The sequence below is a fragment of the Psychrobacillus lasiicapitis genome, from assembly GCF_006861795.1.
GTDB lineage: Bacteria > Bacillota > Bacilli > Bacillales_A > Planococcaceae > Psychrobacillus > Psychrobacillus lasiicapitis.
The window spans coordinates 91650-105062 of sequence record NZ_VDGH01000012.1; the positions used below are offsets into that span (position 1 = coordinate 91650).

General features: G+C 37.9%; 14 protein-coding genes. 10 read left to right on the plus strand and 4 right to left on the minus strand.

Features of this window, described 5'->3' with window-relative positions; genetic code table 11:
- The first annotated feature begins 746 nt into the window (after positions 1 to 746).
- Both FG382_RS18715 and FG382_RS18720 read left to right on the plus strand, forming a co-directional pair.
- The gene (locus FG382_RS18715; RefSeq protein ID WP_142540419.1) at positions 747 to 1082 is read left to right on the plus strand and encodes a L,D-transpeptidase; all 336 of its coding nucleotides are present in this window, start codon (positions 747 to 749) and stop codon (positions 1080 to 1082) included.
- 28 nt (positions 1083 to 1110) lie between these two features.
- Positions 1111 to 1827 (plus strand): YwaF family protein, encoded by a 717-nt coding sequence (locus FG382_RS18720; RefSeq protein WP_142540420.1) that lies wholly within the window; start codon positions 1111 to 1113, stop codon positions 1825 to 1827.
- Between the two features lie 56 nt (positions 1828 to 1883).
- On the opposite strand, the gene FG382_RS18725 is transcribed toward FG382_RS18720, so the two are convergent.
- Positions 1884 to 2768 (minus strand): DUF4349 domain-containing protein, encoded by an 885-nt coding sequence (locus tag FG382_RS18725; RefSeq protein WP_142540421.1) that lies wholly within the window; start codon positions 2766 to 2768, stop codon positions 1884 to 1886.
- A gap of 443 nt (positions 2769 to 3211) precedes the next feature.
- Here FG382_RS18725 and hutU point away from each other — a divergent pair, with 443 nt between their 5' ends.
- The 8 genes from hutU (at position 3212) to FG382_RS18765 (ending at position 10373) form a co-directional block, all read left to right on the plus strand.
- Positions 3212 to 4879, plus strand: a complete 1668-nt coding sequence (gene hutU / locus FG382_RS18730; RefSeq protein WP_142540422.1) for a urocanate hydratase — start codon at positions 3212 to 3214, stop codon at positions 4877 to 4879.
- 5 nt (positions 4880 to 4884) lie between these two features.
- The gene (gene hutI, locus FG382_RS18735; RefSeq protein ID WP_142540423.1) at positions 4885 to 6144 is read left to right on the plus strand and encodes an imidazolonepropionase; all 1260 of its coding nucleotides are present in this window, start codon (positions 4885 to 4887) and stop codon (positions 6142 to 6144) included.
- 35 nt (positions 6145 to 6179) lie between these two features.
- Entirely contained in the window at positions 6180 to 7676 is a 1497-nt protein-coding gene (gene hutH / locus FG382_RS18740; protein WP_142540424.1) for a histidine ammonia-lyase, read from the plus strand.
- Between the two features lie 320 nt (positions 7677 to 7996).
- A complete protein-coding gene (locus FG382_RS22785) occupies positions 7997 to 8170 on the plus strand; it encodes a hypothetical protein (RefSeq protein ID WP_170206581.1) in 174 nt (57 codons plus the stop codon).
- A 275-nt stretch (positions 8171 to 8445) separates the two neighbouring features.
- Positions 8446 to 8691 carry a hypothetical protein gene (locus FG382_RS18750; RefSeq protein WP_142540425.1) on the plus strand — a complete coding sequence of 82 codons (246 nt, stop codon included), beginning with the start codon at positions 8446 to 8448 and terminating at the stop codon, positions 8689 to 8691.
- Positions 8692 to 9103: 412 nt separating this feature from the next.
- The gene (locus FG382_RS18755) at positions 9104 to 9232 is read left to right on the plus strand and encodes a sporulation histidine kinase inhibitor Sda (RefSeq protein WP_142540426.1); all 129 of its coding nucleotides are present in this window, start codon (positions 9104 to 9106) and stop codon (positions 9230 to 9232) included.
- Between the two features lie 416 nt (positions 9233 to 9648).
- Positions 9649 to 10095 (plus strand): hypothetical protein, encoded by a 447-nt coding sequence (locus tag FG382_RS18760; protein ID WP_142540427.1) that lies wholly within the window; start codon positions 9649 to 9651, stop codon positions 10093 to 10095.
- Positions 10083 to 10373, plus strand: coding sequence for a YxcD family protein (locus FG382_RS18765; protein ID WP_142540428.1), 291 nt, complete (start codon positions 10083 to 10085; stop codon positions 10371 to 10373). Before FG382_RS18760 ends, FG382_RS18765 begins: the two co-directional genes overlap by 13 nt.
- 56 nt (positions 10374 to 10429) lie before the next feature.
- On the opposite strand, the gene FG382_RS18770 is transcribed toward FG382_RS18765, so the two are convergent.
- The 3 genes from FG382_RS18770 to FG382_RS18780 all read right to left on the minus strand — a co-directional run bounded on the left by FG382_RS18770 (position 10430) and on the right by FG382_RS18780 (position 13412).
- Positions 10430 to 10639, minus strand: coding sequence for an alpha/beta-type small acid-soluble spore protein (locus tag FG382_RS18770; protein WP_142540429.1), 210 nt, complete (start codon positions 10637 to 10639; stop codon positions 10430 to 10432).
- A 134-nt stretch (positions 10640 to 10773) separates the two neighbouring features.
- On the minus strand, positions 10774 to 11568 hold the full coding sequence (locus tag FG382_RS18775) for a VLRF1 family aeRF1-type release factor (protein WP_142540430.1): 795 nt from the start codon (positions 11566 to 11568) through the stop codon (positions 10774 to 10776).
- 626 nt (positions 11569 to 12194) lie between these two features.
- On the minus strand, positions 12195 to 13412 hold the full coding sequence (locus FG382_RS18780) for an amidohydrolase family protein (protein ID WP_142540431.1): 1218 nt from the start codon (positions 13410 to 13412) through the stop codon (positions 12195 to 12197).
- Position 13413: the final 1 nt, after the last annotated feature.

The window sequence follows — 13413 nt, forward strand, 5'->3', positions numbered from 1 at the left end:
TGGGAACGATAAATGTAATAACACACATAATAGGGGAAACTGCGCGGTAGTGAATTGAATGAAGAGTCCGAGTCCGCTAGGATTTTCGCTACAGGGTGGACGCTTTCCACGGGCACGGCTTCAATCTCCTCGGAGCTTTCAGCTCGTACTGTTCCCGCCGGAGTCGCCACCCCTTCGCTACAATCCAATAGAGTTTGTTATTTACTTCATAATCAGACACTAAATTTAGTACGATGTTGCATTTTCTATGGGTCGAAACCTTTGATTAGTCAGCAAGTTCTATTGATTGAAGCGTAAAGCGGCGACACCTGCGGGATCAGGATCCAAATAATAACATGTCATGCCTTATGCTATTTAAAATAGTTATCCACATATCAAAATCTTTTATAGTTTCCTCACTAATGCAAAAAAGCCACACTCGTTAAGAGAATGACTTTTTAAATGAATTAATTTTTAGATTGAAATAAGCGTAATATGGATATTGAATTATATATCCATATTACTTACATTTACAAGTACCAGCACCTGTTTTATTGCACTTTTTACATTTCTGATTTGCCATTCATTCACTCCTTTAGTTGATTGATAAAGTATATGGAGATGAATGATTGTCCCATACATTGAACTTTTAAAATTTTTTCCTATAAGTGTAGGACAAGTCTAAACTCGCTCGTGAAATGTTTATAATGTACACTTATCCTTCCTCTCCCCATATGATAAAACTACACTTATTAGGAGATGATTTTATGACCCTATGGATTGATGTTTCCGTTAAAAAGCGGCAATTAAAGTTGTACAATGCTAGTGTATTATTAAAGACATATCCGATTGCTGTTGGAAAAATATTGACGCCCACTCCAACAGGAAATTACATTATCATTAACAAGGAAGTGGACCCCGGGGGACCTTTTGGTGCACTATGGATGAGTTTATCTAAACCCCATTACGGTATACACGGAACTAATGACCCGTCATCTATCGGAAAAGAAGTTTCGCATGGCTGCATTCGGATGCATAACAAAGACGTATTGGAGCTTTCTTCTATGGTCCCAACGAGTACCAATGTGTATATTCATCCATAAGATTGAAAGACGAAATGAGGGATAGAATGTGAAGGAAAATACGATAACTACATTCGTCTTGTTTTCGCTCGAACATTTAATCGCTATTACTGTGTTGTTCATCAGTTTATTACTCTTATATATGTTCAGAAATGTATTGGCTTGTCCATTTACCAACATACTTCTGTTTGAACGTTTATTTGCCATTTCCTTATTGATAATGGAAGTTTCCTACCATCTTATATTGATCCTAGAAGGAAAATGGAGTTTCAGTGAATCTCTACCACTTCATCTATGTAGTTTAAGTCTTTTTTGCTCCTGTTTCCTCTTATGGACTGGAAGCAAGCGACTATATGACTTTATCTTTTTTGCTGGCATGGGGGGTGCCCTTCAAGCCGTGCTAACCCCTTCTATCATTGTACATTTCCCTGACTTTAAATTTATTCAATTCTTTTATGTGCATATCGGAATTATATTGACCGCATTTTATCTTCATTGGGTAAAAGGCTATTGGCCTACTTTTAAAGGGATTATACAAACAATGCTTGTATTAAACATCATCTTTCCTTTCATTTTTATTCTGAATATTCTTGTTCAAGGTAACTATATGTTTTTAAGAGAAAAACCGATTAATGGGAGTTTACTAGATTTCTTGGGACCATATCCTTGGTATATCATTTCTTTAGAAATAGTCGCCTTTAGCATTTTTGTTCTTGTCTGGTTAATCTTTCGGAAATGGAAAGCTACTCAAAATGATTTAACATGATACAAAGTTTCTACCATAAAAGCCAACCTCCGAGGAAGTTGGCTTTTTAAATTAATTTACTTTTTCTGTACCAATCGTCTTCTTTTAATTATCCAATACACGACAAAAGCAATTACACCTAATATTAGAAAGACCGGTAAATTTCCAATGAAAAATACTAAAATAGCAGAACCGCCAGCAAGTAATGTGTTTGTACTTGTGACAAACTGTTTCTTTGTCTTTTCCCAAGTATTTAAATCATTATTTTCAATTCCCGGAACAATAACCCGATTTTCAATCATTGTTAGTTCAATTGTCGAAAAGGAAGACTGGTTTTCCAGATATTTCATCTTACCGACTATCACTTCTATTTCTTCCTGGACTTTTGCTAAATCAGAGGAAATTTTCAATAAATCTTCTGTTTTCTCTGCTCCTTCCATAAACGTGAGCAAACGTTCTTCGACCACTCTTTTAGATTTTAGACGGGAACTTAAATCCACATATTGCTCTGTAACGTCCTGACCAGTAACGTTACGCTCTAATACCTTTGACGCTTCCCCTTCTGCATCGGATAAAAAAGTTTCGAAATGCTTTTCTGGTATTCGGACAATCATATGTCCATTACTCGTCTGGTCATCTTGTTTATATACATTGGATTCAACGATATAGCCTCCGTACTCCTTTACCTTCTGTTCGATATTGCTTTGCGCTTTTGCAAGTTCTTTTACATTCGTTCGAATAATAGCATTATGAATAATCATACGCTGATCAGTCGCTTCAACAGGTTCTTCCGTACTTTTTTCTTCTCCTTCCACCGCTAAACTTTCCTCTTTCTCTACATATGCGGCAGAATCATTTACACTGTCCATTTCAGAAACACTCTTACTTTCTTCAGCTGCACTACAAGCTCCAAGAAACCCCAAAAGTACGAGTAATAGAAAATAGAAGAATCCTTTTTTCATGTTTACCTACCCCCTTATCTATATATAAACAGACGGTTTGTTAAATGAAGGGTTACAAAAATTCAGAAAGTTTTATTTTAACAAGCTAACAAAACAGTCTATTAGCAGATGAGAAATTTTTACTTTTTTCTCAAAAACACTTAAATTACCGAAAGATTCAGATAGAATAGATATAAAGTGAAACTTCAATCAGTGGGGGTTTTTCGACGCACAGGACGTGCTAGTGGGGACGTTGCGACATGGACGTCGCGCTTTTAGTCCGCGTCAGCCCCCACTGATTGTTAGGTGTGTCCCACACGATGTGGATTACACAGACGTTGCAAACGCTCTTTTATTTTGCGACGAGCTTTGCGCAGGAGCAACATGATGTTGCGTACTTCGTCTGCGATCATTCAATCGGGCTTTTACGGGCTGCAGGATAAAAATAGAAGGAGGATTTTCAGATGAGTAAAGCAAGTGAAAAGGTTATCCGTTACAGAGGAACAAAGTTAAATACAAAAGGCTGGCTTCAAGAGGCTGCTCTTCGTATGCTGATGAACAATTTGGATGCAGAAGTTGCAGAACATCCCGATGATTTAGTTGTATATGGCGGTATTGGAAAAGCAGCCCGTAACTGGGATGCTTTTGATGCAATTATTCGCTCGTTAAAGGAATTAGAAAATGACGAGACGTTGCTTGTCCAATCTGGTAAACCAGTTGCGGTATTTAAATCTCATGCAGATGCTCCTCGTGTTCTTATAGCAAACTCTAACTTAGTTCCAGCTTTTGCAACATGGGAACATTTCCACGAGCTCGATAAAAAAGGACTCATGATGTACGGACAAATGACCGCTGGAAGTTGGATATACATTGGCTCTCAAGGGATTGTTCAAGGGACGTATGAAACATTTGCAGAGCTTGCAAAAAAGCATTTTGGCGGAACTTTAAAAAATACTATAACACTTACAGCGGGTCTTGGTGGCATGGGTGGAGCTCAGCCACTCGCAGTGACAATGAATGGGGGAGTTTGCATTGGTATTGATGTGGATGAATCACGTATTGATCGAAGAATCGAAACGGGTTACACCGATTCCAAAACAGATTCATTAGATGAGGCGATTCGTTTAGCTAAAGAAGCAAAACAGGAAGGGAAAGCTCTATCGATTGGTCTTATAGGAAATGCATCCGATATTTTACCTGAAATGATTACTCGTGGTTTTATTCCAGATATTCTAACAGATCAAACATCTGCCCATGATCCATTAAATGGATATATCCCTTCCCGAATGAGTCTAGAAGATGCGCTGAAAAAGAGAGTAGATGATCCACAGGGGTATGTAAAACTAGCTAAAGCATCTATGGAAAAGCATGTTCGTGCAATGGTTGACATGATGGATCAGGGTGCCGTGACATTTGACTATGGAAATAACATTCGTCAAGTAGCAAAAGATGCGGGCTTTGAACGTGCATTTGACTTCCCAGGGTTCGTTCCAGCTTATATTCGTCCCCAGTTTTGTGAAGGAAAAGGTCCATTCCGTTGGGTTGCACTGTCTGGTGATCCGGAAGACATTTATAAAACAGACGAAGTGATTTTACGTGAGTTTAGCTATAACACTCATTTATGTAACTGGATCAAAATGGCCCGTGAAAAAATTCATTTTCAAGGTCTTCCTTCCCGTATTTGCTGGCTAGGCTACGGGGAACGCGCTCGCTTCGGAAAAATTATAAACGATATGGTCGCTTCTGGTGAATTAAAAGCTCCTATTGTTATTGGTAGAGATCATCTCGATTCAGGTTCAGTTGCTTCCCCGAATCGGGAAACAGAAGCGATGAAAGACGGTTCGGACGCAGTAGCAGACTGGCCAATACTTAATGCCATGATAAATGCAGTTGGTGGTGCAACATGGGTATCCCTTCACCATGGGGGCGGTGTTGGTATGGGATATTCCATCCATGCAGGTATGGTTATTGTCGCGGACGGAACGCAAGCTGCAGAAGAAAGACTAGAACGAGTACTAACGACAGACCCTGGGATGGGAATTGTTCGTCATTTTGATGCTGGTTATGAGCTAGCTGAAAAAACAGCACGTGACAAAGGAATTCACATACCAATGATGAAACAGGAGGACTAATTACCATGAGAAAAGCAGTTTGGATCAAGCATGCATCACAGCTGGTCACTTTAGCAAGTAAATTAAAAGGTCCCCGTGTAAAAGGCGCAATGAGCGAATTAGCGATTATTGAAAACGGAAGTATATGGCTGGAGGACGGAATTATTCAAGCAGTTGGTACTACGGAAGAATTGGAAGTTTTCTATACGGAAAGTGAAGCGGATGTAGAAATCATCGATGCAACCGGGCATCTCGTAACACCTGGCTTAGTAGACCCTCATACCCATATTGCATTTGGAGGTAGCCGAGAAAAGGAATTCGAGATGCGTCTGGAAGGCGCTACGTATATGGATATTATGAATGCTGGCGGCGGAATTCATTCGACGACACGAATGACCCGCGAGGCAACAGAGAATGAACTGGTCATTCAAACTTCTAAAAGACTAGATTCTTTTTTAGCGCATGGAGTTACTACGATTGAAGGAAAAAGTGGATATGGACTAGATTTGGAAACAGAAATAAAACAACTTCGTGTTATGAAACGATTGCAAAAAGAGCATCCAATGGATATTGTTCCTACTTTTATGGGAGCACATGCCGTTCCCGAAGCATTTAAAGACCGTGAAGAGGATTATGTAAATCTCATTATTAATGACATGCTGCCCTTAGTTGCTAAAGAAAAGCTAGCAAAGTTTAATGATGTTTTTTGTGAGGTTGGAGTTTTTACACCAGAACAAACCGAGCGCATTTTAGAAGCTGGTAAATCTCACGGGCTTATCCCGAAAATACATGCAGATGAAATTGAACCATACAAAGGGGCAGAGCTTGCAGCAAAAGTAGGAGCAATTTCTGCAGAGCATTTATTGAAAACAACAGAGGAAGGTATCCAAGCAATGGCTGAGAAAGGAGTTATTGCTTGTTTACTGCCAGCTACTGCTCTTTACTTAAGAGAAACAGCTGCTAAAGGTAGAAGGATGATTGATGCAGGGGTGCCTGTTGCCATTTCTACAGACTGCAACCCTGGTTCCTCCCCCACTACTTCTATGCCACTTGTAATGAATTTAGCTTGCATCTCTATGCGACTCACACCTGCCGAAAGTTTATGTGCCGCTACTTATAATGCAGCTTGCGCAATTCAAATGGAAGATAAGGTTGGTTCTTTAGAGGTTGGAAAACAAGCGGATGTCGTTCTTTGGAATGTCCAAAGTTACCAGCAACTACAATATTTATTTGGTGTGAATCACGTAAAAACAGTGTGGAAAAAAGGATTGAAGGTCGTTGGTTAAAGTAGAAACTTTACGAAGAAAGAACGTGAATAGGAATGATTAGTTTAAAAGGAAATGGACTGACGCTAGAAAATATGCGTGCCCTTTTATATCAAAATGAACAAGTTAAGCTTGAAAAAACTGCTATAGAAGCTGTTGTTAAAAGTAGAAAAGCGGTAGAAACAATAGTAAAAGACAGACGAATCGTATATGGTATCAACACAGGCTTCGGAAAATTCAGCGATGTAAGCATTGATGAAGAGAACGTTCGTGTACTTCAACTTCATCTCATTCGCTCACATGCCTGTGGGATCGGTCAGCCTTTCGATGAAATAGTATCACGTGCAATGCTTATACTAAGATTGAACGCATTATTAAAAGGATTCTCGGGTATTCGCCTGGAAGTACTAGAGCGGCTCGCATATATGGTAAATCATCGAATTCACCCAGTAATTCCACAACAAGGTTCACTAGGTGCATCCGGTGATTTGGCTCCCCTCTCCCATTTAGCCCTAGTCCTTATCGGTGAAGGTTTTGTATGGGATGGCGAGAAACATATTGCCTCTAAGAAAATATGGGCTAAACATAATCTACAACCAATTATACTCGAGGCTAAAGAAGGGCTCGCACTTATAAACGGAACTCAAGCGATGACAGCCCAAGGAGTTGTAAATTGGTTAGAATCGGAAACACTTGCTTATCAAACTGAGTGGATTGCCGCTATGTCAATGGAAGCTTTGCATGGTATAACCGACGCGTTCCACCCCGCAATTCATGAAGCACGCGGCTACTCGGAGCAAGTGGGAGTTGCACAACGTATGCTAAAATGGCTCGAAGGAAGCAAGCTTGTGACTAAACAAGGAGAGAAACGTGTACAGGATGCTTATTCTTTGCGTTGTATCCCTCAAATTCATGGAGCTAGTTGGCAAGTATTAGAGTATGTAAAAGAAAAACTAGAGATTGAGATGAATGCTGCCACCGATAATCCGTTAATAGTAGACAATGGCGACACCGTTATTTCAGGTGGAAACTTCCACGGACAATCAATTGCCTTTGCAATGGACTTCTTAAAAATAGGGATTGCAGAGCTTGCGAACGTTTCCGAAAGAAGAATAGAAAGACTGGTGAATCCTCAGTTGAACGAAGGACTTCCACCTTTTTTAAGCCCGCAACCTGGACTTCAATCAGGTGCTATGATTTTACAATATGCTGCCGCCAGCTTAGTGTCGGAAAACAAAACACTTGCCCATCCGGCCTCTGTTGACTCTATACCTTCTTCTGCAAACCAAGAAGACCACGTCAGTATGGGGACAATCGGTGCAAGGCACGCCTCTCAAATTATTCAAAACGCACGTAGAGTCCTTGCGATTGAAGCTTTATGCGCAACACAAGGCGTAGAATATCGTGGAGTTAACCTAATGTCCCCTTCCCTTTTCAGTAAATGGGAGGACATCAGAAAAATTATTCCATCAATCACGGAAGATCGTATCTTTCATAAAGATATAGAAAAACTAAACGACTATTTGAAAAAAGAAACTATCAAAAATAAATAAGAATGATATATTCAGTTTTAATAAAAGTAGCTACTAATTTGTTTATCAATGTAGGAACACTTACCATGACAGAGACTATTAATGCGAAAAGGATGCGACATTGTTGCATCCTTTTCGCATTTTTTCTGTAATCATGTAACAAGGATCGTTCGTCATACACAAAAATTGCAGGCAAGCAAAGTGCCAAACAAAACCTTGTAAAACGCTTCCGCAAAACAGCTATGTGCGAATGTTTCTAAAGAAAAGGTTTACCTAGATAGAAATATGGGGTAGTTAATATCTAAGTATTAAAAAGAAACTACAATTAGGAGGAAATTCATATGACAACGAATTCAATCGCAGAACGTAAATGGTGGAAAGTCGGTGCAGCAACATTTCTTTCCATAGCCTTTTTGGCAGCATGTGGGGACGGTGAAAATGAATCGGATGTGGATGACACAATTGATGAAGAAATAGAACAAGATATTGAAGAGGAAAATAAAGACGGCGAATAAAGTGAAGCTTCAATCAGTGGGGTTTTCTTCAACCTCCACTGATTGTTAGTTGAACCAATCGGGCTTTTACGGGCAGTCGATCTCCCACTTATCTTTTCGCTTTTCTTCAATCTTGAAGTGGGAGTCTTACTGCCCGTTAATGCGGGATAAAATCCAAAAACCACCACGGTGGTTTTTCTTTTATGCATGAAATTTAAAATAAAGGTTTAGAAAAGAATAAGTATGGGCAAATACATAGGAAGATGCCTTTGTACAACCTATAGGAGGAAATCAAAATGACTATGAATTTAAATAAAGGACATAAATGGTGGAAATTAAGTGCAGCAACTTTTCTTTCAGTAGGATTACTAGCAGCTTGCGGTGATGATCCTGATGATAATGATATGAATGACCCTGTCGAAGAAGATGTAGATTTAAATGTGGATGTGGAAGACAACGATAGTGAAACAGAAGATACGAATGTGGATAAAGAAAATGTAGAAGAAACAGATGAGGAGGTAATGGATAAAGATCGAGAATAACCTAAGATATGTACAATAAATATCCGAATTATTTGTGGATAAGTCCTCTATATTACTATCTATTTCCCTTAGTATAAGTGTGACTTATGTAAAAAAGATAAAATAGGAACGGAAAAGTCTATTTTATGCACAATAAGAGAATTTAGAATCTAATATCTATAAAAATGTTTCGACAAAATTCGAGTTATATACTTTTGTGGATAAAGTTATTCACAAAATTCCAACTGTTGTATAAACATTTGTACGAACTTACTAACAATTGTTAACAGGTTATCCACCGTCAGCTGTGGATAAGAGAACAGTTGTTCTTAACCTAGCTTTTTGTTAGATTAAAGTTATAGATATAAACTATTCATTTTATTTTTCACAATAGACTTTAGTGGATGAAATATAATCAGGAGGTGTTATTGAAATGAGTAAAATGCCAGATGAATTGTTATTAGAGTCTTATAAACGAGCAAAAGAGTTGAAACTCTCTAGTGATTTTATATCTCTCTTGGAAAATGAAATTTGCCGACGCTCATTGATTGTGCATGCATAATCTTTCCATGTAGTTTTCACCGATCTATTGTGAAAAATAACCTATACTTTTATCTAACAGACACCTACCGAGCGGTTAAGTTTAAAGGGTGTCTTTTTTTATTCTATTTTTCTTATTAATATTCTTCTCATCCCATTTCTATTCAAAAAAAATTCGACATTATTCTTTACTTGTGTATTTGTGGATAAAGTTACACACAAGCCTAAATCAATAATACAGTTAGTTATTATCTATACTAATGAATTTACTAACAGGTTTTCCACAGATTTGTGCATAACTTTTATTTTTTTCCCCAATCTATTGAAGAACATATATATAGTGTAACTTTCTTTTCTTTCATCCGTAAATAGTATAAAGTTAAACTATATGCCTATGTTAAATTGGCAAATAGTTATTATTCATGGAGGTTATCTAAATTGAAAAAATTAGCAATATTTTTACTGACAGCCCTGCTTGTGTTTTCATCCGTTGGAAACTTTGTATTTAACGAAGATACAATCACAGCAGAAGCAAAAAAATATAAATCAGGAAAGAAAAGTTTCAATACAAATAACAATACAACAAACAATAATTCAAATATCCAAAAGAAAAAAGAGGATTCTACAACTGCAACAAGCAAATCCAAATCTAATACAAACACAAAAGGCGGATTTACTGCTGGCGGTCTAATGAAAGGCTTATTTATAGGTGGAATTGCGGGATTATTATTCGGTAGCTTGTTCGCTAATATGGGCTTACTTGGCTCGATATTAGGATTTGCAATAAACGCTGCAGCGATTATTTTAATTGTGGTAGTTATTCGTAAAATCTTCGGTTTGTTTAAAGACAAGAAAAAAGAGGATGCTAACTCATGGAGAAGTTAATAATCCCAGAACAAAACATTATTAACGCTGTATGTGTATATATTGCACGTCAAAAATACACAATACCTGAAGAAGTTGAAGTCGAGCTTATGTATGATGACGATTCTGGCTTTACCGCAGAGGCTTATGTCAATGGACAACAACAACTTTTAAGTACGTTAAATTTAATTGAAGCACTGCGAATGACACTGAAAGAATTTTTGAATCTTGATCCTACTTCTACAGGAATCGAATTAATTTTAGATGATGAGGAAGGCATTATAGCGGCAGTCCATTGAGTTAACCATATAGACATGAAAAACCGGCGGCAATTTTTTGCCACCGGTCTATTTTGTTATTGTTGGTTAAATGATTGTCCACTCATTTGTGCTTGAGCTTGAGCTACTAAACGCTTAGTAATTTCTCCGCCAACGGAACCGTTAGCACGCGCTGTAGAGTCTCCGCCAAGGTTTACACCGAATTCTTGTGCAATTTCATATTTCATTTGGTCAAGAGCTTGTTGCACTCCCGGTACTAGAAGTTGATTTGAATTACGATCTGCCATGTTGTTTCACCTCCTTGTGAGATTATATTGTGCGTTTTAAGAGCATTTATGCAACAAAATTAAAGTTTATTTTTGTGAGTTTTTCACCTTGAGAAATGAGGCTAAGCAGTAATGCTTAGCTTCATCTTTTGTTGTTACTTCTCGAAAATTTGATGAATTACCTCATTTGATTTACTGTTATTTAAATTTTTGTGGATACAGCTTGCAGGCATATCCCTAATACTATCTGTAAAAGCTTTTGCCATTTCTGCCTCTCCGGCTACGTGGAACTCCCGCCAACCTCGTTTTTTCTTTAATTGCTCGATGGTCACCCTCATTCCTTTAAAGAGGTTAGTCGCATTTATTCTGTATCCTGGCTCTAATACGGCGGTTCTATTGTCTGCAACTGCACGTCTTCCTTTGGCATCCATTTTTTTCTTTTCTCTCCACTCTTCCGAAACCGGGTCAAACTTAAATGTTAAGTCGTCTCTAACTAATCCCATCGCAGTATCCAAAATACGGACTTCTCCGAAGCTTGGCATGATTATTCCCGCTTCTGGATATGCTTTATACATATACTCTAATTGTTCTGTCATCGCATGGTTTTCCCAGTAAAAATTTGTTTTAACCGGTACCTGTGCATAATAGACAGACCATAAATCTTCATTTGCAGTAGCAAAAATTACAATTCCCTTTCGAAGATCATGGGCATTTTCTTCTATCTCATTGATCACTTTTTTCTTTATTTTTTCGAATGCTTTTAGTTCCTGCTCGTCATTCGATGCTTCTAAATATTCGCCAATTCTTTTTAAACCACTCTTCAGATGAATTTTCCAAGCACCTTTTAGCGTATCTGGGTCTGCAGGATTCGTATTTAAATAAACACTTAACACACAACGATCTGTACAGCTATACGCTTTTAAAGCTTCCAGTTCTTTATTTATCGTCATTTATCCTAAAACCTCCTTTTTTACTTACACTCTTAGCATTTCCCTCGACCGTTTAGAAAATCCGCAATTGAAGTGTTATGTTTTTAGGTTCATTTTCATTATTTTAGAAATAAAAAAACTACCCTTTTAAAGGATAGTTTGAACAGTATCGGAATTGTGCTTCATATAGAGGCTCTGTTAGGTAAGTGATCTGAATGATTCCTATCAACAAGCGGTGAACAAGTTGAAATTACCTTATACACATTATAGGGAAACTGCGACGTAGTTGGTTGATGAAGTGTCCGCTAGATTTTCACTGCAGGTCGGACGCTTTCCGCCGGGTGAGCGATGAGCCCACTCATCAGGCAGGAGTCGCCGCCTACAGTAAAAATCAGTGGTAATTTCTTTTTTATTTATGAACGACTTGCTAAAAACAAAATCATAAATAGTATTTAGCGTTTGTAAATGCAATAAATGGCTAAGGGCAACCAAACAGCTGACGAAAGCAACTAGTTCTAGTCTGAAAGCAACCAAATTACTCTGAAGATCAACCATTTTTCATAAAACAAGTTTACTAGGAGTGAGACGCCGATGACTACTGCACAGTTTCCCTATATTGCACTTTATATAACAAGTGATATATCTTTTTATGGCCGACTTATTACCATTTTTCCTTGATAATACACTTTTTTTATTTTCTCTATATCGGTGATCTCCAAGCCAGGAATACCTTTTGCTACTAAAAAATTGGCATCTAGCCCTTTTTCTAAACGACCAAATTGATGGTGCTTGCCTAATATAGTCGCTGGATTATGAGTAAGTAAAGCTAAAATTGCATTTTCATCGAAATTATTTTCCTTTAACACTTGCATGGAAGGGTTAGCAATTAACATTAATTGGTCTGGTCCTTTTAATAATTGATCTTGATAAGGGAGCCAGGATACTTCTAGATATGGTGGTAAATAAGCATCTGTAGAAATAGAAACAGGAATGCCTGCCTTTACAAATTTCAGTATTTCTTCCGGAGAATTGGGTGTTAAATGCGTTCCTCCCATTGGGGTTGCAACTATTTGCACACCCTGTTCGGAAGTTTTTTCTATTAGCTCATCGGTAATGCCATGTGCATGGTGTAAAACATCCACTCCTGCTTCCAACGCCATCTCTATTCCCTTTTTACCTGCTACATGGGCACCTATCTTCTTTCCTAGGTCATGGTAGATATCCACAATTTGTTGCATTTCCTCTATTGTGTAGATTATTTCTCCGGCTTTTGGTACTTCACCTTTAGTGAAATTGGCCGGAGTTGCATTGATAAATATATTTTCTCCTGGATAATCACTCTCTTTTGCAATTTGTCTAACTAAAAAAGGATCTACTAAATCCTTTTTATGCATCGCTTTAGACTGTGTAATCGAAGTAAAATGAGCTATTTTTTCAAAGCCAATGGATATACTAGTTGTTGCAAAAGAAACGTTTAATGGAATTCCATGAACCGCTTTCCTATAATCTTCAATAGCAAAATCACCAAGTGTATGACCGCAAACTTGTTCTCCTAGTGCTGTGATCCCCGCAGATAAAGCTTGAAAAAGAATCGATTTTCCCGCTAAGAAATGAGTAATAGCAGTAACTGGATAAAGCGAGGTTGGCGCAAATTCAAGTAAATGGGTATGGCAATCGACTATAGAAGGAGTTACTACATCGTTTGTATAATCGATAACTTGTATAAAGGAATATTGTTTACGTAGATTTTCCCATGCGCCTACTTCTATTATTTTTTCATTTTGGATTACCATTGCCCCATCTTCAATCGTTCCCATATGGCTCACAGTGACAATTTTTTTCGCACGAATCAAATACATACTCATT